The organism is Xylophilus sp. PBN-3R (assembly GCF_057747805.1).
Map to the genome: position 1 here is coordinate 3,209,846 of NZ_CM173225.1, position 21,605 is coordinate 3,231,450.

General features: G+C 66.2%; 13 protein-coding genes. 6 read left to right on the forward strand and 7 right to left on the reverse strand.

Translation table 11 applies throughout. The annotated features are described in order from the left end of the window. Window positions 1-48: 48 nt before the first annotated feature. Both AC3ANW_RS15255 and AC3ANW_RS15260 read right to left on the reverse strand, forming a co-directional pair. Complete coding sequence (locus AC3ANW_RS15255) at window positions 49-945, reverse strand: transglutaminase family protein (protein WP_488341693.1); 897 nt, start codon at window positions 943-945, stop codon at window positions 49-51. Further along, the gene (locus tag AC3ANW_RS15260) at window positions 946-3,555 is read right to left on the reverse strand and encodes a circularly permuted type 2 ATP-grasp protein (protein WP_488341694.1); all 2,610 of its coding nucleotides are present in this window, start codon (window positions 3,553-3,555) and stop codon (window positions 946-948) included. It lies immediately after the preceding gene. Between the two features lie 145 nt (window positions 3,556-3,700). Here AC3ANW_RS15260 and AC3ANW_RS15265 point away from each other — a divergent pair, with 145 nt between their 5' ends. Further along, a complete protein-coding gene (locus AC3ANW_RS15265) occupies window positions 3,701-4,225 on the forward strand; it encodes a hypothetical protein (RefSeq protein WP_488341695.1) in 525 nt (174 codons plus the stop codon). A 28-nt stretch (window positions 4,226-4,253) separates the two neighbouring features. On the opposite strand, the gene AC3ANW_RS15270 is transcribed toward AC3ANW_RS15265, so the two are convergent. The 3 genes from AC3ANW_RS15270 to AC3ANW_RS15280 all read right to left on the reverse strand — a co-directional run bounded on the left by AC3ANW_RS15270 (window position 4,254) and on the right by AC3ANW_RS15280 (window position 8,954). Next, window positions 4,254-7,676 (reverse strand): transglutaminase family protein, encoded by a 3,423-nt coding sequence (locus tag AC3ANW_RS15270; protein ID WP_488341696.1) that lies wholly within the window; start codon window positions 7,674-7,676, stop codon window positions 4,254-4,256. A 120-nt stretch (window positions 7,677-7,796) separates the two neighbouring features. Next, a complete protein-coding gene (locus AC3ANW_RS15275) occupies window positions 7,797-8,042 on the reverse strand; it encodes a hypothetical protein (protein ID WP_488341697.1) in 246 nt (81 codons plus the stop codon). A 159-nt stretch (window positions 8,043-8,201) separates the two neighbouring features. Next, entirely contained in the window at window positions 8,202-8,954 is a 753-nt protein-coding gene (locus AC3ANW_RS15280; protein ID WP_488341698.1) for a hypothetical protein, read from the reverse strand. 107 nt (window positions 8,955-9,061) lie between these two features. Here AC3ANW_RS15280 and AC3ANW_RS15285 point away from each other — a divergent pair, with 107 nt between their 5' ends. The 5 genes from AC3ANW_RS15285 to AC3ANW_RS15305 all read left to right on the forward strand — a co-directional run bounded on the left by AC3ANW_RS15285 (window position 9,062) and on the right by AC3ANW_RS15305 (window position 18,417). Beyond that, window positions 9,062-11,575, forward strand: coding sequence for a DNA internalization-related competence protein ComEC/Rec2 (locus AC3ANW_RS15285; protein WP_488341699.1), 2,514 nt, complete (start codon window positions 9,062-9,064; stop codon window positions 11,573-11,575). A 108-nt stretch (window positions 11,576-11,683) separates the two neighbouring features. Beyond that, window positions 11,684-13,129 carry a circularly permuted type 2 ATP-grasp protein gene (locus AC3ANW_RS15290; RefSeq protein ID WP_488341700.1) on the forward strand — a complete coding sequence of 482 codons (1,446 nt, stop codon included), beginning with the start codon at window positions 11,684-11,686 and terminating at the stop codon, window positions 13,127-13,129. 20 nt (window positions 13,130-13,149) lie between these two features. Next, on the forward strand, window positions 13,150-14,115 hold the full coding sequence (locus AC3ANW_RS15295; RefSeq protein WP_488341701.1) for an alpha-E domain-containing protein: 966 nt from the start codon (window positions 13,150-13,152) through the stop codon (window positions 14,113-14,115). Window positions 14,116-14,283: 168 nt separating this feature from the next. After that, window positions 14,284-17,418 (forward strand): EAL domain-containing protein, encoded by a 3,135-nt coding sequence (locus AC3ANW_RS15300; RefSeq protein ID WP_488341702.1) that lies wholly within the window; start codon window positions 14,284-14,286, stop codon window positions 17,416-17,418. A gap of 123 nt (window positions 17,419-17,541) precedes the next feature. After that, on the forward strand, window positions 17,542-18,417 hold the full coding sequence (locus AC3ANW_RS15305) for a hypothetical protein (protein WP_488341703.1): 876 nt from the start codon (window positions 17,542-17,544) through the stop codon (window positions 18,415-18,417). Between the two features lie 3 nt (window positions 18,418-18,420). Here AC3ANW_RS15305 and parC read toward each other — a convergent pair whose 3' ends face one another. Both parC and AC3ANW_RS15315 read right to left on the reverse strand, forming a co-directional pair. Beyond that, a complete protein-coding gene (parC, locus tag AC3ANW_RS15310) occupies window positions 18,421-20,790 on the reverse strand; it encodes a DNA topoisomerase IV subunit A (RefSeq protein WP_488341704.1) in 2,370 nt (789 codons plus the stop codon). Then, window positions 20,787-21,602 (reverse strand): lytic transglycosylase domain-containing protein, encoded by an 816-nt coding sequence (locus tag AC3ANW_RS15315; RefSeq protein WP_488341705.1) that lies wholly within the window; start codon window positions 21,600-21,602, stop codon window positions 20,787-20,789. Before AC3ANW_RS15315 ends, parC begins: the two co-directional genes overlap by 4 nt. Window positions 21,603-21,605: the final 3 nt, after the last annotated feature.

Below are 21,605 nucleotides of genomic sequence, written 5' to 3' on the forward strand. Positions count from 1 at the left end.
GGAAAATCCTAGGGGTTCAAGAAATCAGGAAACCGGCGCCGGGCCGGTTCATTCGAGAGGTTCGACCGTGACACCTACGTCGAGGGTGTGTTCGCCGCCGCCATGCAGCAGTCCGCGCATGGGGGAAACGTCGCCGAAGTCACGGCCGAAGGCGATGGTGACATAGTCCTCGCCCGGCACCCGGTCGTTGGTCGGGTCGAAATCGTGCCAGGCGCCGGGCGCCGTGACGTCGTCGGCCGGCGGGGCGTAGACCGACACCCAGGCATGCGATGCATCGCTGCCGACCAGCCGCGGTTGGCCGGGCGGCGGCACCGTCAGCAGATAACCGCTGACATACCGCGCCGGCAAACCCAGAGAACGCATGCAGCCGATCATGATGTGGGCGAAATCCTGGCAGACGCCCTTGCGCTGGGCCAGCGCCTCGACTGCAGGCGTGCCGACGTCGGTGCTTTCGCTTTCGTACTGGAAGTCGGCGTGGATGCGCCGCATCAGCGCGTCGGCGGCCTGCAGCACCGGCATTCCGGGAGTGAACACCGGCCGCGCATACGCGGCGAAGTCATCATGGAAAGGCACGTATTCGGATGCGAAGACGAATTCGGCCGCGCGGTCCCAGGTGGTGCCGGCACGGTAGCGAAAACGTTCGCGCACCGCTTCCCAGGCCGCACCGCCGTCGATGGGCATCGGCGCCGGGACCTGGGTGAGCACGGTGCTTTCGGCGATCACCCGCAGTTCTTCATGGGCCGTCTGCAGAGCGAAGAAACTGCGTGCATTGCCCCAGGCATCGACCCGTTCGGAACGCGCAGCCGGAAAGGGCGTCACATCGAGCGTGTGGCTCAGCAGGGTCTGGCTGGCGGTGTCGCGCGGCTTGAGGTGGACGATGTGCTGCGCCGTGTCCACCGCCGGCGCGTAGGCGTAGACGGTCTCGTGGAGGATGCGGAGTTTCATTCAGGTGCCGATGCTGTGGCGGGCGTCGGTGGAATGTGTGAAATACAGTGCGCTGATGGCGTCCGACAGGCTGTAGGCGCAGTCGGAACACAGCTGCAGCAACTGAGGCAATTGAGGCGATATGCCCGTCTTGTCGGTGCCGACGCGGCACAGGGCGCCGAGTTCCCAAAGGTCCGGATTGGGCACCGACAGGCTGAGCGCTCCGGTGTCGCCGGCCCTGCCCCCGGACAGCCGCGACAGCCGTCCGCGCAGCAGCTGTGCGCCCCAGCCCAAAGAACGCGGGTTGTCGCGGTCGATCACCAGCAGGTCGACCAGCGCGGCGACTTCACGTGTCTGCTGGTATTGCGCGTGGAAGGTGATGGTGCTGTCGAACAGCGCCAGCACGCCTTCGAAGCCGGCTTCGTCGAACAGGGCGCCAGTGTCCAGCGCCAGCTGCAACGCAGAAGACAGGAAACCCAGGCGTTCGATATGGCGGCCGATCGACAGCAGGCGCCAGCCGTCGTCGCGGGTCATGCGGTCGGTCTGTCCGCCGGTGATGGCAGCGAGATGGCCGCTGGCGGATTCGAGGATGCGCAACGCATCGACCGGCAGGCCGGTTTCCTCGCCCTCGTAGGCGGAGCAGCGCCGAAAGAAGTCTTCCTCGGCATGCACGATGGTGCTCCAGTGCTCCTGCGCGAGTCGCTCGCGTACACCGGCCGCGGCCAGCCGCAGTGAACGCAGGTTGTGGCCCACGCTGCACGAATCCTCGCTCGCCAGGCCGGAGATGAGGCTGCGCTCGAACACCCGGCGCGCCTGCAGTGCGGTCGGCACCTTGGAAAGCACCAGTCCGTTGTCGACGGCGGCGGCCGACAGCCAGGCCAGCAGCGGTTGTGACGACTGGTCGTCCCCGTTGAGCGATTGCAGGACCAGCCGAGCCAGCCGCACGTTGTTCTCGGCACGTTCGGTGTAACGGCCCAGCCAGAACAGATTTTCGGCCGCACGGCTGGTGACCAGGCGCACACGCCGGCTGATGGTTTCGGGCGTGGGTGTGCTCTGCAGCAGTGTGGTGGTGTCGACTTCGCCGGGCGCCAGCACCCAGACATCGGCACTGCTGCCGCCGCGCTGCATCGAGGCGAAGGCGCTGTTGGCGCCCGTGCCATCGCCCACCACCCGCGCCATGCCGCCGGGAAGCACCCGCCAGCTGCCCGGGCCGTCGGACACGGCGAAGACACGCAGCAGCAAAGAACGCTGGGAAATGTGTCCGCTTTCGCCCAGCGACTGCTGCCAGGTCGGCATCTGCGACAGCGGCAACTGCTCTTGCAGCGTGTGTTCGTCACTGCTGCGCATGATGCGGCCGGTCCATTCGTCGCGGCCGCGCTGCGACAGGCTGCCGCCCAGTACCGCCTCGAAGGAGTCGTGCCAGGGCGATGCCGGATAGGTGGGCTTGATCACGCAGTCGGCCATGCGTGCCATGGCGGCGCCGCGAGCCGCACGTTCGCCGCACCACCAGGTGGGCAGCGCCGGCAGCGAAAGCTCTTCGCCCAGCAGGTGACGCGCCAGCGCCGGAAGGAAACCCAGCAACGCCGGCGACTCCAGAAAAGCCGAACCCGGTGCATTGGCCAGCAGCACATTGCCGGCACGCACCGCCTGCAGCAGGCCGGGCACGCCGAGCGTCGAATCGGACCGCAGTTCCAGCGGATCGAGAAATTCGTCGTCCACCCGCTTGAGCAGACCGTGCACCGGCTTCAGGCCTTGCAGGGTCTTGAGGTAGAGCCGGTCGTCGCGCACCGTCAGGTCGCTGCCTTCGACCAGGGTGAGGCCCAGGTAACGCGCCAGATAGGCGTGTTCGAAATAGGTTTCGTTGTACGGGCCGGGCGTCAGCAACGCGATCAGTGCGTCGTTGCCCGCCGGGCTGCTGCGCTTGAGGCTTTCGACCAGGGCGCCGTAGGTGCTGGCCAGGCGCTGCACCTGCATGGCTTCGAAGGCCTCAGGGAACTGGCGCGAAATGGCCAGACGGTTCTCGAGCAGGTAACCCAGGCCGGAAGGCGCCTGGGTACGCTGCGACACCACCCACCAATGTCCGTCCGGCCCGCGCGCAAGATCGAACGCCGCGATGTGCAGCAAGGTGCCCTTCGGCTGGGCGCCCTGCATCTCGCGCAGGAAACCCGGATGGCCGTGCACCAGCGCCGGCGGCAGCAGTCCGCTGGCCAGCAGGCGCTGTTCGCCATACATGTCGGCCATCACACGGTCGAGCACACGCACCCGCTGGAGCACGCCCGTGCTGATGCGCTGCCACGCTTCGGGTTCGATGATCAGCGGGAAAAGGTCGACGGCCCAGGGCCGTTGCGAGCCGGTCGATTCGTCCGCGTAGACGTTGTAGGTGACACCGTTGTCGCGGATCTGGCGGCGCAGGTTGGCCATGCGCCGGTCCAGGTCGTCCAGTCCGGGCTCGCCCAGCAGATCGAAGAAACGCGACCAGTCAGACGACAGCGGACCGCCACGTTCGGCGTCGGCGTTGCCGCGCAGTTCGTCGAAATGCCCGGCAGCAGCGGCCGCGGCGATGGCGGCGGCCAGGGCCGAAGGCGTGTCGGCTTTATCTGCCGAGAAAAGGGAACTGCGGGACTCATCCATGGAGGGGCGATTGTCCCATCAACGTCAAGGATGCCCACGGACTACGCTCATTTCCTTCGTAACGCTGAAACAGCCGTTCGTTTTCTGCGCACGAAATCTCCGCCATGCCGTCAAAAGTTGCGTCTCGACCCACAGGAGGACTTCGATGGTGCAACTTCCACCCCTCTCGAAAATTCTGGAACACGCTTTCGGCGCCGTGCCGGTTTCCGGTACGGCCACCGTCCGAAACGCCACCGCCGACTCCACCGGAACGGCCGCGGCGGCAAGACCTGCCGGCTCTGCGGGCCCGCTCTCCGTTCTGCTGGATCGTCCCGAGCCCATCGAACCGGCTTTCATCCGGATCGGCACCCTGCAGCGCCGGCAGGACCTGCAGAACCGGGCCCGGGTCGACAACGTGCGCGCCAGGCTGATGCAGGGTGAGGGTGTGCCGCTCTTCAACCCGCAGGACCCGACGGGCCGGCACTTCTGCTTCCGCGACCAGAACCAGGTGCTGTCCATCGGCAGCCACGCCGCGTTCATGGCCGGCCAGGAGCCGGCATTCGTGCTGCACCTGCACGGCCCCGGACTGATGGCGCGGCAGGACGGCGCCTGGATCGAAAATCCGGGCGCCGCCTTTTTCGAAGCGCTGGATGCTGCATCCCGCAGCGCCCAGCAAGCCTTCATCGTCTAGAAGAAAGGCGCGGTGCCACCCTGTCGTTTCAGCGCCGCAGGTCCAGCGTGTAGGGGAACTCGCGGCTGGCTGCCACGCCCGAGATCGGTTCGGTCGGCATCTTGAGATCGCCGGCCGAATGCCCCGTCTTGAAGAAGCGTGCCAGGCGGCGGCTTTCGGCTTCATTGGCGTTCACCGGCAAGGTGGTGTAGTTGCGACCGCCCGGATGCGCCACGTGATAGGTGCAACCGCCGATGGCACGGCGCATTGCCACATCGACGATGTCGAAGGTGAGCGGCGCATGCACACCGATGGTCGGATGCAGGGCGGAATACGGGTTCCACGCCTTGTAGCGCACACCGGCGATGTACTCGCCTTCGGTGCCGGTGGGCTGCAGCGGCAGCTGCCGGCCGTTCACCAGCACCGTGTGACGGTGGGCATCCAGGCCGGTCACCCGCACCTCGATGCGCTCCAGCGACGAATCGACGAACCGCACCGTGCCCCCACCCGCGGTTTCCTCCCCCATCACATGCCAGGGCTCCAATGCCGAACGCAGGGTCAGTTGCACACCGAGGGCTTCGACCGAACCGATCTTGGGGAAGCGGAATTCGAAATGCGGCGCGAACCAGGCGGCGTCGAAACCGTAGCCGGCATCGCGCATTTCCTGGATGACGTCCTCGAAATCGGTCTGCAGGAAACCTGCGAGCATGAAACGGTCGTGCAGCGCAGTGCCCCAGCGGGCGACCGGCGCCACGTAAGGCTTTTTCCAGAAACGTGCAACCAGCGCCCGCAGCAGCAGCTGCTGCACCACACTCATCTGCGGATGCGGCGGCATCTCGAATGCGCGCAGTTCGAGCAGGCCCAGGCGGCCGGTACTCGAATCGGGTGAGAACAGCTTGTCGATGCAGAACTCGGCGCGGTGGGTGTTGCCGGTGATGTCGATCAGGATGTTGCGCAGCGTGCGGTCGACCAGCCAGGGCGGCATCGCCTCGCCGTGTTCCTTTCGGGCGGTCTGGATCTGCTGGAGCGCGATCTCCAGTTCGTAGACCTGGTCGTTGCGCGCCTCGTCCACCCGTGGCGCCTGGCTGGTCGGGCCGATGAACATGCCTGAAAAGACATAACTCAGCGACGGATGGTTGTGCCAATACTGGATGAGGCTTGCGAGCAGTTCGGGCTTGCGCAGGAAAGGGCTGTCGTCGGGTGTTGCGCCGCCCATCACGAAATGGTTGCCGCCGCCGGTGCCGGTGTGGCGGCCGTCGGTCATGAACTTCTCGGCCGACAGGCGCGACTGGAAAGCTGCTTCGTACAGGAATTCGGTGCTGTGCACCAGTTCGCGGAAATTGCGCGCCGGCTGGATGTTCACCTCGATCACACCCGGATCCGGCGTGACCGCCAGCACCTGCAGGCGCGGGTCGCGCGGCGGGGCATAACCTTCCAGCACCACCTGCATCTGCAGGCCGGCCGCCGTGGCCTCGATGGCCGACAGCAGCGACAGATAGTCTTCCAGGTGGGCTGTCGGCGGCATGAAGACATACAACATGCCCTGCTTCCTAGCGCCCTTGGCGACCTTCTCGCGGGCTTCGGCTTCAGCCTCGGGGCCGTTGGCCAGCGAAGGGTCGCGCACTTCCACGCACAGCGCGGTGCGGGTGGTCCATTTGGCGGACTCGAAACGCTCGGGCTCGCGCGTCAGGGCGGCGGCGGCCGAAGCGTCCCGCTCCGGGTTGCGCGACTGCACCTGGTCGGGCAGCGGAGCGCGTGGCGCACCCGGGTCGACTTCGATCAGGTAGGGAATGTCTTCGGCGCGGATCCACGGCAACGAATCGAGCGGCAGGCGGAAACCCATCGGCGAATCGCCGGGCGTCAGGCGCAGCACGCCTTCACGGACATACCAGGGCCCCGTGCCCCAGACGGTTTCTGCAGCGGTCTGGCGGGCCTTGGCGGCCTCGACCGCATCCACCCGTGGTGCGGCCTGCAGCGGCAGCAGCCAGCCGGTGACCGAATCCAGCCCCTTGTCAAAGACGCGGCGCAGACGCTCGCGTTCCAGTTCGTCGCCGATGCGAGCGTCCAGGACGTCGACATTGACCGGCAGCTTGCGTTCGCGCCACAGGTAATAGAGCGTGTCTTCGTAGGCCGGCTCGACGAAGGTGTCCTGAAGGCCCAGCTCGGCCGCGAGACGACGCACGAAACGTTCGGCGTCCTCGCCGTTGTACGACGTCGGCTTGCGTTCGTCGGCCAGCAGCGCCGGATTGCTCCAGCAGGGTTTGCCGTCGGTGCGCCAATAGATGCCCATGGCCCAGCGCGGCAGTTGTTCTCCGGGGTACCACTTGCCCTGCCCCACGTGCAGGAAACCGCCCTTGGCGTATTGGGCCTGCAGTTTCTCGACCAGGCTGGCCGCGTAGGCGCGTTTGGTCGGGCCCATGGCGGCGGTGTTCCATTCGCCGGCATCGCGGTTTTCGGTCGCCACGAAAGTCGGCTCGCCGCCCATGGTCAGGCGCACGTCGCCGGCATTCAGCTCGGCATCGACCGCTTCGCCCAGCATCAGCACCTCGTGCCACTGGCTGTCGGTATAGGGACGGGTGACACGCGGCGATTCATGCACACGCGTGACCGTCATCTCGTGGTGGAACTCGACCTCCGCGATGCCGCTGTAGGAACCTTCGATGGGCGCCGCGCTGCCCGGCGTGGGCGTGGCGGCCAAAGGCACGTGGCCTTCACCGGCGAACAGGCCTGAAGTCGGGTCCAGCCCGACCCAGCCGGCGCCGGGCAGGTAAACCTCGCACCAGGCGTGCAGGTCGGTGAAGTCATGGTCGGTGCCGCTAGGACCGTCAAGCGCCTTCACGTCGGGCGTCAGCTGGATCAGGTAACCCGACACGAAACGCGCCGCCAGTCCCATGTGACGCATCAGGTTCACCAGCAGCCAGGTCGAGTCGCGGCAGGAACCGCAGGCTTTCTCCAGCGTTTCTTCCGGCGTCTGCACGCCGGGTTCCATGCGGATCAGGTAGCGCACATCGCCCTGCACCATCTGGTTCATGGCGACCAGGAAATCGATGGTCGGCTTGGGTGTGCGGTCCACCTTCTTCAGGTATTCGACGACCAACGGCGTGGCCGGCTCAGGCACACGGTACTGGGCCAGTTCTTCCCCGATGGCGGGCGCATAGGCGAAAGGAAACTTTTCGGCCTCGGGCTCCAGGAAGAAATCGAAGGGGTTGTAGACCGCCATCTCGACCACCAGGTCGACGGTCACCTTGAATTCACGCGTCGGCTCCGGCACGACCAGGCGCGCCAGATAATTTGCGAACGGGTCTTGCTGCCAGTTGACGAAGTGATCGGCCGGTTCGATCTTCAGGGAATACGAAATGACGTTGCTTCGGCAATGCGGCGCCGGCCGGAGACGGACCACCTGTGGGCCCAGCAGGACGGGTGCGTCGTATTTGTAATGGGTGACGTGGTGCAGAGCTGCGTGGATAGTCATTCGCGGTGGATGCTTTGCTGACGAAAAGAAGGGGCCGTGCCAGGAGAAAGCCGTCGGCGGCCGGTCCAAACATACTAGCAAGAGGCAAGCCCGTAGCGGGCGCTCCGCGATTCCCAGGCGTCAGTATTTGTAGAACGGGTGGAGGCCGAGGTAGTGGTCGAAAAGCTCCCACACCGAACCCCGGGAGGGGTCGCGGGCCAGCGTGAGCTGTTCCGCATGCAGCAGCGGAGCAGGCGACGGCGGCCCGAATACCGTGTCGAAAACCACGATGGCGTACTGGCCGTCCGGCAGGTTGGGCAAAAAACGAAGGTAGACACCGGCGAGTCGGCGGGCATCCGTGGGCAGCGAGTCGAACTCGGCCAGCACCAGTTGCGCGGCCGCCAGCGCCTGGGTGCGCTCGCGTTCCTGAAGGAAATAAAGGTATTCGGCCTGCTCGTCGGTGGTTGCGGCCTTTGCCGGCGTCGCCGGCGTCGCTGACAGCGCTGACAGCAGAAAGCAAAGATGGCCCGGCGGCCGAACGCCGGTTCATTTCGCGCCTCCAGCCGCCGGTAACCCGGCCTTCGGCACAGGTAGCGCCGCTTCGTTATAGGAAAACCCCAGGGCAGCAGTCGCCACACCATCCACGAATATCAGAAGATAATCGCCGCCATTGCGATCCACGAATATCCTTCCACCCAGTTCGGAGGCAAACCAACCCGACTGAAAACCTTGCAGACCCACACCGTCGATCCGCTTGCCGACCGGGTCGTCCGCCGCGCCCTGCACCCGCAAAACGACACGGGTGATTTTCTCCACCGGAAACCGCTGGTGATAAAAAGTGGAGTAAACGATGACCTGTTCTCCCGAATATCGACGCTGCCCTTTTTCATCGAAAAAGCAATCACCAGCAAGCTGATGGCACTGATACCCATGACGGCCGACAAAACCGGATGCCCGGCAAAGCCGGCTTTGAAACGCAAGGCGACGGCAGTGACCACCGGCCCGAAAGCCAGCAGCAGCAGCAAAACGCAGGGCAATGTTTTTGGATGTCACCAGCGTGGGAATGCCGCCTCCCACCAGCGCCACGCAGGCATTCTCGATACTCGCAAACGGCGGGAACTGCTGTTGGTTACTGCCGATGCTGATATTGATCCCGGATAAGCCGCATTCCTGCAGCTTGATGACCGCGAGCGAAAATCCGACCGTATCGTGTAGCGGCATTACCCCATAAAGACCTGGCGCCGCCGACGGCCCACCGCCATTCAGACGCCAGTGCTTCAACCGGCGCCGCAACTGCATTCACTGACATCGACAGCATCGGAATGCACAACACCAGAAGATTCACAATTCATCTGGATTGAATTTCGCAGCCCGGCCCGATGATGCGCCAGCAAATAAGCGAGCGCATGAAAGACACCCCAGTATTAATAGATGCATCCATCGAGCATCCGTATGGATATTCGCCCGCCCATACGGGTATCACGATATGGACACCCTTGTTATGTGGAGTAGTGCTGGGCAGCGGCTGCCAGTTGAGGCAGGCGCGTTTATGGCCTGCCACCATTTATGCGGCTTTGCTGGTCGTGGTCTTTGTCCTCGTCATGGCGATGCTGTTGCTTCCGGCATCCCGGGGGCGCGCGGACCGCGGGAGGCGGGCGGGTCGTGCCTGCGTCGTTGCGGCGGTGGCATCGCTGGCCAGCTTTTCAATCACCGGTCTGCGCGCCACCGCATTCGCCGCGCAGGCACTTGCGCCCGCTCTCGAAGGTGAAGACCTGCTGCTGACCGGCACCCTGGTCGCCATGCCGCAGTTGTCGGCCCAGGGCACACGTTTTCACTTCGCGCCCGAGGTCGCCGAGCGCGATGGCGCCGCGGCCCGGGTGCCGCCGCTGATCGAATTGGGCTGGTGGTCGACCGAAACCGGCGCCGCCGATGTATCCGACGCGCCGGACCTGCGGGCCGGCCAGCGCTGGCGGCTGATGGTGCGGCTGAAGGCGCCGCACGGAACCCGCAATCCGCAAGGCTTCGATTACGAACTCCGCGCCTGGCAGCAGGGTCTGCAGGCGCTGGGCAGCGTAAGAATGGACCGCGCCAGCCAGACGCCCCGGCTGCTGGACGACAAGCCGTGGCGCCATCCGGTCGAGCGGCTTCGGCAATCAATACGGGATGCGGTGATGGCAAGGTTGGCCGGGGCTGCGGCAGGCGACCCCGATGCCACAGCATCGCGCCGGCGCGCGGCCGGCGTGGTCGCGGCGCTGATCACCGGCGACCAGCAGGCCATCACCCAGGGCGACTGGAATGTGTTTCGCGCCACCGGTGTGGCCCACCTGATGTCGATCTCTGGCCTGCACATCACCATGTTTGCCTGGCTGGCGGCGCTCGCGACGGGCTGGCTCTGGCGGCGATCTTCGCGGCTGTGCCTGTTCTGGCCGGCACAGCACGCTGCGCTGGCCGGGGGCGTGGCGCTGGCAGCGGTCTATGCCTTGTTCAGCGGTGGCGGCCTGCCATCGCAGCGAACCGTGTTCATGCTCGCAATCGTCGCCGGGCTGCGGCTGTCGGGGCGGCGCTGGCCGTGGCCGCACGCATGGCTGCTGGCCGGTGCCGGCGCGGTGGCGCTGGATCCGTGGGCGCTGCAACAGGCCGGTTTCTGGCTGAGTTTCGTGGCGGTGGGTGTGCTGTTCGCCAGCGGTCCGCCATCCGGCGAACCTGCGCCGCAGGGACGGGGCCGCTGGCTGGCCCCGCTGCACGGCCTGCTGCACGAACAGATCGTGGTCACCGTGTCGCTGGCACCGCTCGGCCTGCTGCTGTTCGGTCAGGTTTCGCTGGTCGGGCTGCCCGCCAACCTGCTGGCGATTCCCTGGACCACGCTGGTAGTCACCCCGATGGCTTTGCTGGGCGTGTGGATTCATCCCCTGTGGGATCTGGCGGCGTGGGCGGTCCGGTGGATGGAAATGCCGCTGCAATGGCTGGCGGCCCTGCCCTTCGCGAGTGTTTCAAGGCCGACCGCACCAGTCTGGGTCGCGGCATTTGCGGTCGCCGGAGGCGTGCTGCTCTGCCTGCCGCTGCCATGGCGCTGGCGCCTGCTGGGCGTTTCGCCCCTGTTTCCCGCCTTGCTGTGGACGACGCCGGCACCAGCACCGGGCAGTTTCGAGCTGATCGCACTGGATGCCGGCCAGGGTTCCGCCGTATTGGTGCGCACCGCCGGCCACGCGCTGCTGTACGACACCGGTCCGCGCTACAGCGCCGAAAGCGATGCCGGCCAGCGCCTGGTGGTGCCCCTGCTGCAGTCGATGGGCCAGCGTCTCGACACCGTCGTGCTGAGCCACCGCGACAACGACCATGCCGGCGGTGCCGTGGCGGTGCTGAAGCAGCAACCGCAGGCCGCACTGCTCAGTTCCATCGAACCGGGACACCCGCTGCAGCACCTGCGGCAGGCTACCCGCTGCGAAGCAGGACAGCGGTGGCAATGGGACGGTGTCGACTTCAGTGTCTTGTGGCCGCCCGCCGCCGACTATCCGGGCGGCACCAGCAGCAACGCCCTGAGCTGCGTTCTTCGCATCGAAGCCGGCGGACGAGCCGCCCTGCTGACCGGCGACATATCCGAGGCCGAAGAGTCGCGGCTGCTGGTGTCAGGCGCCGCGCTTTCAGCCGACTGGCTGCTGGTGCCGCACCACGGCAGCCGGGGTTCGTCGAGCAGCCGTTTCCTGGCGGCGGTTTCACCTCAATCGGCCTTGGCCCAGGCGGGCTATCGCAACCGCTTCGGTCATCCGACGCCCGAGGCCCGGGCCCGTTACCGGCAGCAGGGTATCCACTGGCTCGACACCGTTCACTGCGGCGCGGCAACCTGGAGTTCCATAAGACCTGCAACGAATGTTTGCGAACGTGACCGGGAACCCCATTACTGGCAGCACAATGTTCAGTGAGGAATGTCCTCGACGCAAACATGGCCGACAGGGCCCGTCCCGGCATCGTCCGACAACCATCGCCGGCCTGGAACTTGCTACCTGGGTCGGCAGGAGAACGCCCTTTCTATGCGGAAATTCGATGAGATGTATGCCACCCTGCCGCCCGAACCGGGCCAGGTGCGCGACCACTACAAGACCTACGACCGTTGGTTGGCCCAGCAGCCGCCCGACACCATGCTGCGGCGACGCAGCGAAGCAGAGGTCATCTTCCGGAGAGTCGGCATCACCTTTGCCGTGTACGGCGCCAAGGACGAGGACGGCTCGGGCACCGAACGCCTCATCCCCTTCGACCTGATCCCCCGCATCATCCCGGCCCACGAATGGGCTCGCATGGAACGTGGACTGGTGCAGCGGGTCACCGCGCTCAACCGGTTCCTGCACGACGTCTATCACGACCAGGAAATCATCCGCGCCGGTGTGATCCCGGCCGACATGGTGCTGCAGAACGCCCAGTTCCGGCCCGAGATGATGGGTGTCGACGTACCGCGCCACATCTATTCGCACATCGCCGGCATCGACATCGTGCGGGCGCCGGATGCCGAAGGCAACGGCGAATACTTCGTGCTGGAAGACAACCTTCGGGTGCCATCCGGCGTGTCGTACATGCTCGAAAACCGCAAGATGATGATGCGGCTGTTCCCCGACCTGTTCAGCCAGCACCGCGTGGCGCCGGTGGCCCACTATCCCGACCTGCTGCTCGAGACCCTGCGTGCCTCGGCGCCGCCGGCCACACCCGACCCGACCTGCGTGGTGCTCACGCCCGGCATGTACAACAGCGCCTATTTCGAGCACGCCTTCCTGGCGCAGCAGATGGGCATCGAGCTGGTCGAAGGACAGGATCTGTTCGTCAAGGACGACTTCGTCTGGATGCGCACCACCCGCGGCCCGAAACGTGTCGACGTGATCTACCGCCGGGTGGACGACGACTTCCTCGACCCGCTGGTGTTCCGCCCCAACTCCACGCTGGGCGTGGCCGGACTGATCGGCGCCTACCGCGCGGGCAACGTCGCAATCTGCAATGCGGTGGGAACCGGCGTGGCCGACGACAAGGCCATCTACGCCTACGTACCGAAGATGATCGAGTTCTACCTGGGCGAACAACCCATTCTGAAGAACGTGCCGACCCACATGGGCCGCAACCCGGATGAACTGAAGTACATCCTGGACAACCTCAAGGACCTGGTCGTGAAGGAGGTCCACGGCGCTGGCGGCTACGGCATGCTGGTCGGCCCGGCGTCCACCACGGCCGAGATCGAGGATTTCCGGCGGGCCATCCTGGCCAACCCCAGCGGCTACATCGCCCAGCCCACGCTGAGCCTGTCGAGCTGCCCGACCTATGTCGAGAGCGGCATCGCGCCGCGTCACATCGACCTGCGGCCTTTCGTGCTGTCGGGCAAGGAGGTCCAGATGGTGCCGGGCGGTCTGACCCGCGTGGCCCTGAAGGACGGCTCCCTGGTGGTCAACTCGTCGCAAGGCGGCGGCACCAAGGACACCTGGGTTTTAGAAGTCTGAAAATAGAAGAGCACACAAGCATGCTGAGCAGAACCGCTGACCATCTCTTCTGGATGTCCCGATACACCGAGCGCGCAGAAAACACCGCGCGCATGCTGGACGTCAACTATCAAACCGCCCTGCTTCCGCAATCCGCAGAAGCGGCGCAGATCGGCTGGCAGGGTTTGCTGACCATCAGCGAACTGCTGCCCGCCTATCAGGCCCTGCACGGCGACATCAGGCCGGCGCAGGTGATGAACTTCATGGTGCGCGACGAGGACAATCCGTCATCCATCATCTCGTGCCTGAAAGCCGCCCGAGAAAACGCACGTGCCGTGCGTGGCACCCTGACGACCGAGGCCTGGGAGACCCAGAACGCGACCTGGCTCGAAGTCAACCGCATGCTGCGGGCCGGCGACTTCGAACGCGACCCCGGCGCCTTTTTCGAATGGGTGAAATACCGCTCGCACCTGTCGCGCGGCGTGTCGGTGGGCACCATGCTGATGGACGAGGCACTGCATTTCATGCGCATCGGCACTTTCCTGGAACGCGCGGACAACACGGCCCGCCTGGTGGACACCAAGTTCCACGCCATGCACAACGATTTCATCGGCCTGACCAACGACAACGACGAGCAGGAATATGACTTCTATCACTGGAGCGCAGTGCTGCGCAGCGTCTCGGCCTTCGAGATCTACCGCCGCGTCTACCGCGACGTGATCCGGCCCGAAAGGGTCGCCGAACTGCTGATCCTGCGGGCGGACATGCCCCGTTCGCTGCACGCCAGCCTGAACGAAGTGGTGAGCAACCTGCAAGCCGTGTTGCCGGGTGCCGACATGAGCATGAGCCAGCGCAAGGCCGGCAAGCTGCGCGCCGAGCTGCAGTTCGGCCATATCGACGAAATCCTGGCCACCGGCCTGCATGCATTCCTGACGCAGTTCCTGGACCGCGTGAATGAACTCGGCGCCCACATCAGCCGCGAGTTCCTCGTGCCGACAGCGGCCTGACCGGCGATCGACCGGATTCCACAGGAGATCGTCATTTCGCAACCAGAGCGGGACGTCCGTGCGGGCCACGGCGTCCGCCGGTCGAACAGCGGCCGTCTGAGCCGCTGGCTCGGCAAGCTGTCGGTCGGCCGCAAGCTGACCCTCATCTACCTGCTCGACCTGAGCGCGGTGATCTTCGTTTCCGGGATTCTCATCAACGAGAAGTACCTGTCGATCGACTTCGCCCGCAAGGAAGCCGTCGGCAGCGCGTACAGCGCCGGCGTGCGGGAGCTCCTGCTCATGCCCTTCCTGCCGTACAAGTCGCAGGTGGAGCAGCCGGACGCGGCGATGCAGCGTTTCAACGAACTCCGCAGGAAACACGATTCCGCGCTGCATTCGGCCGAGGCCAGCGCCCTGTTCGAACGCAACTGGCTACGCGCCGCCGCCGCCCGGCAGAACCCCAACACCGCGACCACCGACCTGGTCAGCCGGGACATGTTGCGTTCGGCTCGCGAACTGCTCACGACCGTGGGCAACCAGTCGAACCTGATCCTCGACCCGGACCTCGACAGCTACTACACCATGTCCCTGGTGGTGCTGCGTTTCCCCGAGTTGCTGGAGGTGATCGACGACACCATGCGCACGCTCGAAGGCACCGGTTCGCGCGCCCAGGCCTACGGCGAACGCCGCTCCGAACTGCTGATCCTGGCCGGCCGCATCGACGCCGCGGCGATGGGCATCCGGTCCGACTACCTGCAAGTGTTCGCAGCCGGCTCTCCCGCCCTGCGTGCCGCGCTCGACCCCGGCCGCCAGAGCATGGCCGACGCACTGGCCGACTTCCTGGCCATCGTGCAGCGGCTGGCCGGACCCGACGCCGGGCCGCGCGATCTGGCGCAGCTGCAGGCCGCGCGGTCCACCCTGCTGTACGAGCTGGACCGCACCTGGATCCGCAACGCCAGTGAACTCGACACCCTGCTGTCCGAGCGCATCGACACCCTGTTCACCCGCATGTTCATGCACCTCGGCACCGCCCTGCTGCTGCTGTTCTGCATCCTGAGCCTGGTGTATGCGGTGGCCCAGCAGATCGCGCGCCCCCTGCGCCACCTGGCACGCGTGGCCGACAACGTGCGCAGCAGCGGCAACTACGAACTGCGTGCCGACTGGAACAGCCGCGACGAGATCGGCATGCTGGTCACGGCCTTCAACGAAATGCTGGCCCAGCTCGGCCGGGAACGCGAGAACCAGCAGGAGCTGGCAGCGCGCGAACGGGCCGCGGCCGCGCAGCTGGAGATCGTCGAGGCCGTGCCCATCGCCATGGTGGTCACTTCGATTCCGCGCCACGACGTGCTGCATGCCAACGCGCCGGCGGTGCCCTGGCTCGACGGCATCACCAGCGACCCCTGGGGCAAGAAGCTGGAAACCGGCGTGCGCGCCCGTTTCTTCCAGCAGCTGGCCGACCGTGGCGCGGTGGACGAATTCGAGGTGCGCTGGAACGCCGGCGGCGAATCGACCTGGGCCGTGCTGTCGGCCAGAAGGCTGATTTTCCAGGGCCAGGACGCGGTGCTGACCGCTTTCACCCCGGTCAACCTGCTCAAGCAGATGGAGCAGCGGCTGGAGTTGTGGTCCAAGGTGTTCGAAGCCTCGTCCGAAGGCATCGCCATCATGGACGACGAGCAGAAGGTGGTCAGCGTCAATGTCGCTTTCTGCCGCAGCACCGGCCTGGAGGTCTACGAGGTGCTGGGCCGCGACTTCTCTTCGCTGGTCGAGGAAAGCGGCGGCCTGCCGCTCAAGACCCGGATCGGAAATTCGGCCACCGAACGCGGCGCCTGGCAGGGCGAGGTGCTGTTCCGCAGGCGCGGCGGCACCAGCTACCCGGCCTGGCTGATGGTGTCGGCGGTCCGCACGGCCGGCGGCCACGGCGCCATCTCGCACTACATCGGCATTTCGGTGGACATCACCGAACGCAAGCGCACCGAGGAGCGGGTGCAGTTCCTGGCCGATCACGACGTGCTGACCGAACTGCCCAACCGCTCCCTGTGCGTGGCGCGGCTGGCCGAGGCGCTGCAGATGGCGCATGGCAGCGACGACCGGGTGGCCGTGCTGTTCATCGACCTCGACCGCTTCAAGTCGGTCAACGACACGCTGGGCCACCACGTGGGCGATGCCTTGCTGCGTTCGGTCGCCGGCCGGCTGATGCAGGCGGTGCGCAACGACGACACGGTGAGCCGCCAGGGCGGCGACGAGTTCGTGGTGATCCTGCGCAACGTGCGCGACGCCAGCGAGATCCGGGACATCATCGAGGAGCGGCTGATTCCGCTGATCCGCGCACCGCACGACGGCGAGGGCCACGAACTGCGGGTGTCGTGCAGCATCGGCGTCGCGGTCTACCCCGAGGACGGCCAGGACATCGACGAACTGATGCGCCGCGCCGACGCGGCCATGTACGAGGCCAAGTCGTCCGGCCGCGACCATTACCGGTTCTTCTCTTCCGAGCTGGACAAGCTGGCGCGCGAACGCCGCACCCTCGAACAACTGCTGCGCCAGGCGCAGGAGCGCGGCGAACTCGAAATGCACTACCAGCCACGCATCGACGCCCGCACCCTCCAGGTCGTCGGCGCCGAGGCCCTGATGCGCTGGACCCACCCCGAGCTGGGCTCCATCCCGCCGATCGAGTTCATTCCCATCGCCGAGGAAACCGGCCTGATCCGCCCGCTGGGGCTGTGGGCGATGCAGGAAGCCTGCATGCTGCTCAAGCGCTGGAAAACGCAGCGCCGGCCGCTGATTTCGCTGTCGGTCAATATTTCCGCCGCGCAACTGACGGATCCCGCGCTGTTCGACTACCTGAGCGACTTCACCACCAACAGCGGCATCGACCCGCAACTGCTCGAACTGGAAATCACCGAGACCCAGCTGATGGAAAACGCCGGCGCAGCCGGCCAGGGCCTGGCCGCCCTGCGGCGGCTGGGCGTGCGTTTTTCCATCGACGACTTCGGCACCGGATATTCGAGCCTGGCCTACCTGAAACGTTTCCCGATCGACAAACTCAAGATCGACAAGTCATTCGTGCAGGACCTGCTGGGCGACACCACCGACCTCGCCATCGTGCGAGCCATCATGGCGCTGGGCCACAACCTGGGCCTGGGTGTGGTGGCCGAAGGAGTGGAAAACTTCGCAGTCGCGCATCAGCTCAAGCTGCTGGGCTGCGATGAACTGCAGGGTTACCACTTCGCACGGCCGATGCGAGTGGATGCGCTCGAAACCTGGATCGATGCACGCCGCGCCGCCACCCCGGTGATGACCGGCATCGGCTCCGGCGAACGCTGAAACAGGCGCGCAGGCCGGAAGGGCTTGCGGGGTTTCGCCGCCGCTCCTGGTGTTTCGTGGCGCCGTCGGTGGGCGATACCGGGCGGGCGCAGGCTTCGAGGCCCTGAAACGAAAGGCCCTGTCATGCAACTGCTACGTCACGCCCTGCCACGCATCGGCGCGCAATCCCTCGGCTGGCCGGCGCCGGATGTTTCCGCCCGGCTTTCACCCGGCAGCCAGACGTCGGGCCGGGCCGGTTACTGCACCCATTCCACCTTTCTGGCGCTCATGGAAAACGCCAGCACACGGCATGCCCTGGAAAACGGGCTGTTTCAGGGCTATGACAACAGCATCCGGCATTCGCTGCACACGCTGCTGGGCTTGTATCCGCAGGGCCATCTGCAGACCGAACACCTGCGGCGAATCGAGAGCCCGACGATCGGACAGTTGCAGGCCCGTCTGCAGCGAGGGCCGGTGCAGTTCGTCACCAGTGCGCTGCCGCCGTCGGCCGACACGCGTTGCGAGCAATACGCAGTCCACGCGACGGTGCTGTTGGGCAGCGTCCCGGTGACCGAGCCTGGCCGCGGCCCGCAGACCTATGCCCTGTGCCTGGACTACAACGACCTGCAATTCGGCCCGGCCACCCAGGCGCTGAGGGAGCGATACGCCACGCGCATGCGCGAACGTGCGCCGCAGGTCGAAGGCCAGGTGTCGGAGCATTCGCTGAGCCTGCTCACGCCGGAAGAAATAACCGAATTCAACCGGCGCCTGCAGGGCGACGGAGGTGCGGTGCAGAACGTGTTGCAGGGCCATGTACACCTGATGCCGCTGGAACGGCTGGTGGCGGCTTCGACGCCGTCGGCCACCGCGGCCCGGACGCATGACGTACGAATGCCACCGTCCGCACTGCACTACCTCGACCGGCCCATGACCCACGACCTGCGGCAGCTCTGCGATCGCCTGCCCCGGCTGGTGCAGGCCGAACTGGAACTCAACCCGGCGGTGGTCGTGCCGCTGTAGCGGTCAGAGCACCCGTTCGACCAACGCCGGCTTGAAGCCCAGGTCGGCAGCCTTGCCCTTACGGCCGCGCAGCGCCCGGGCATTGTTGAGGGACCGGATCTCCAGCGTTTCCTCGCGTTCCTTGCCGCCGCGGCCCAGGCCGGCGATACGAACGCTGCGGGTGTAGGCGGCGGCTCCTGCCAGCGAATCCTTGTCTTCCAGATCGATCAGCATCAGGCCGCGACCGCCCTTCTCCATCAGCTTGAGTTCGGCGATCTCGAAAGTCAGGATGCGGCCGCCGACCGAAGCGCAAGCCACATGCGTGGCCGGCGGCAGCGGTTCGGTGCCGGCTTGCTGGGCACCCGCAGGCAGCATCGCCAGGCTGGGCCGGCACAGGGTTTCACCCTCGCCCAGGGTGACGAAGGTCTTGCCCGAGCGGTTGCGTGAAACCATGCCTTCGACATTGGCGATAAACCCGTAGCCGCCCGATCCGGCCAGCAGCAGCGCCGCGCCGACGGGGCCGGCGAAATAGAACATCGGCTGGGTGCCGCTTTCGAGTTCGACCAGCGTGCCGATGGGCTGGCCGTCGCCGCGCGCATTGGGCAGCGCCGCCACCGGCACGCTGTACACCCGGCCGTTGCCGCCAAACACCAGCAACACGTCGATCGTGCGACAGGCGAAGGTGCCGTACAGCCCGTCGCCGGCCTTGAAGGCGAAACCCGCCGGATCGTGCCCGTGGCCGGTGCGCGCCCGCACCCAGCCCTTCTGCGACACCACCACCGTCACCGGTTCGTCGACCACCCGCACCTCCGCCACGGCGCGTTTTTCGGCCTGGATGAGCGTGCGGCGCGGATCGGCGAACTGCTTGGCGTCGGCCTCGATCTCTTTCACCATCAGTCGGCGCAGCGAATTCGGGTTGGCCAGGATCTCTTCGAGCCTGGCCTGTTCTTCGCGCAGGTTCGAAAGCTCCTGTTCGATCTTGATGGCTTCCAGCCGGGCCAGCTGGCGCAGGCGGATTTCGAGGATGTCTTCGGCCTGCCGGTCGGACAGGTTGAAACGTGCGATCAGCGCGGCCTTGGGTTCGTCGGCCTGCCGGATGATGGCGATCACCTCGTCGATGTTGAGCAGCACGATCTGCCGCCCCTCGAGGATGTGCACCCGGTCCAGCACCTTCTGCAACCGATGCTGCGAACGACGCTGCACCGTCTGCTGGCGGAACTCGATCCACTCGACCAGCATCTGGCGCAGCGACTTCTGCACTGGCCGGCCGTCCAGGCCCACCATGGTCATGTTGATCGGCGCCGAGGTTTCCAGCGAGGTCTGCGACAGCAGGATGGAGATGAGTTCGGCCTGGGGCGTGCGGCCGGTCTTGGGCTCGAACACCAGGCGCACCGCGGCGTCCTTGCTGGATTCGTCGCGCACCGCGTCCAGCACGCCGAGCAGCGTGGCCTTGCCCAGCTGCTGTTCCTGCGTCAGGGCCTTCTTGCCGGTCTTGATCTTGGGGTTGCTGATTTCCTCGATCTCTTCCAGCACCCGCTGCGAGCTGACGCCTGGCGGAAGTTCGTTGACCACCAGTTGCCATTGGCCGCGTGCCAGTTCCTCGATTTTCCAGCGCGCCCGCACCTTCAGGCTGCCGCGTCCGCTGCGATAGGCGTCGGCGATGTCGGCAGCCGGGCTGATGACCTGGCCGCCGCCCGGATAGTCCGGGCCGGGAATCTTCAGGAACAGGTCTTCGTCGGACAACTGCGGCTGCTTGATCAGGGCCACGCAGGCGTCCGCCACCTCGCGCAGGTTGTGGCTGGGAATTTCGGTCGCCAGACCCACCGCGATGCCCGATGCGCCATTGAGCAGCACGAAAGGCAGGCGGCCGGGCAACTGGCGGGGTTCTTCGGTGGAGCCGTCGTAGTTGGGTATGAAGTCGACCGTACCCTGGTCGATCTCTTCGAGCAGCAGCCGGGTGATGCGTGACAGCCGGGCTTCGGTGTAACGCATGGCGGCGGCGCCGTCGCCGTCCCGGCTGCCGAAATTGCCCTGGCCGTCGATCAGCGGATAACGCTGCGAAAAATCCTGCGCCATGCGCACCAGCGCGTCGTAGGCGGCCTGGTCGCCGTGCGGATGGAAACGGCCCAGCACGTCGCCCACCACCCGGGCGCTTTTCACCGGCTTGGCACCCTGCGTTGCATTGGCGCCGGAAAAGCCCAGTCCCATGCGCTCCATCGAATAGAGGATGCGGCGCTGCACCGGCTTCTGGCCGTCGCAGACGTCCGGCAGGGCACGGCCCTTGACCACCGAAAGCGCGTATTCGAGATAGGCGCGTTCGGCGTAGGTGGCCAGGTCGGGGTTCTGGTCGTCGCCGGGCACGGGCGCCAGGTCCAGGGTGTTTTGATCGGTCATCGCTTTGGAAATTCGGCAGTCGGTACGGAAGCGGGCGCGCCGGCCGGCAGGGTCATCTGGACCCGCCTGGGCGTGGCCGGAAGCAGGGCCTCGACCGGCTTGAGCGCGCGGTAGAGCTGCATCACCGTCTTCACGTAGTTCTGCGTTTCTGGGTAATTGGGAATGCGGTTGCCGGCGCGTTGCACCGCGCCCTCGCCCGCGTTGTAGGCGGCCAGGGCCAGTTCGAGCTGGCCGGGAAACAGGTCGACCAGGTAGCGCAGGTGCCGGGTGCCGGCACGGATGTTGACGGCAGGATCCATCAGCTTGCGGGCGATGGGCTGCTGCTCCCCGTCGATCACCCCGTACTGTCGGGCCGTGGTGGGCAGCAACTGCATCAGGCCGACCGCGCCGCGCGAGGAAACGGCTGCCGCGTCGAAACCCGATTCGGCGGCGATCAGCGCCTGTAGCAATTCGATGTCGAGCCCGGCGGCGGTGGCGGCCGTGCGCAGATGGGCACCGACGGCCTTGACCGCAGGCGAGGATGCGATGAGCCCACGCATCCGCTGGAGCGAGGCGGTGGGAGCTTCGCCGGGCTGCGATGGCGCGGCGGCGATCTCGGCCGAGTCGAACTCTTCGCGGAACGTGAACAGCAGCTTGTACCGCGCGTCGACCTGCTCGCGCGCGAAATGCGCGGTGCCGTAGCTGTCGACCCAGCCCCACATGTCGATTGCCGCCCAGGCGGGCGCACCGGACAGCGCCAGGCACACGCCGGCCGCCGCAGCGAGCAGCCGCGGGCGACGCAAAAGCAGGTGCATGCCGGGCATGTTGCGCATCGG

Bases quoted from the DNA above. Each gene is read 5' to 3' on its own strand.
- AC3ANW_RS15255 (WP_488341693.1), bottom strand. From the start codon at position 945: ATGAAACTCCGCATCCTCCACGAGACCGTCTACGCCTACGCGCCGGCG.
- AC3ANW_RS15260 (WP_488341694.1), bottom strand. From the start codon at position 3,555: ATGGATGAGTCCCGCAGTTCCCTTTTCTCGGCAGATAAAGCCGACACG.
- AC3ANW_RS15265 (WP_488341695.1), top strand. From the start codon at position 3,701: ATGGTGCAACTTCCACCCCTCTCGAAAATTCTGGAACACGCTTTCGGC.
- AC3ANW_RS15270 (WP_488341696.1), bottom strand. From the start codon at position 7,676: ATGACTATCCACGCAGCTCTGCACCACGTCACCCATTACAAATACGAC.
- AC3ANW_RS15280 (WP_488341698.1), bottom strand. From the start codon at position 8,954: ATGCAGTTGCGGCGCCGGTTGAAGCACTGGCGTCTGAATGGCGGTGGG.
- AC3ANW_RS15285 (WP_488341699.1), top strand. From the start codon at position 9,062: ATGAAAGACACCCCAGTATTAATAGATGCATCCATCGAGCATCCGTAT.
- AC3ANW_RS15290 (WP_488341700.1), top strand. From the start codon at position 11,684: ATGCGGAAATTCGATGAGATGTATGCCACCCTGCCGCCCGAACCGGGC.
- AC3ANW_RS15295 (WP_488341701.1), top strand. From the start codon at position 13,150: ATGCTGAGCAGAACCGCTGACCATCTCTTCTGGATGTCCCGATACACC.
- AC3ANW_RS15305 (WP_488341703.1), top strand. From the start codon at position 17,542: ATGCAACTGCTACGTCACGCCCTGCCACGCATCGGCGCGCAATCCCTC.
- parC (WP_488341704.1), bottom strand. From the start codon at position 20,790: ATGACCGATCAAAACACCCTGGACCTGGCGCCCGTGCCCGGCGACGAC.
- AC3ANW_RS15315 (WP_488341705.1), bottom strand. From the start codon at position 21,602: ATGCGCAACATGCCCGGCATGCACCTGCTTTTGCGTCGCCCGCGGCTG.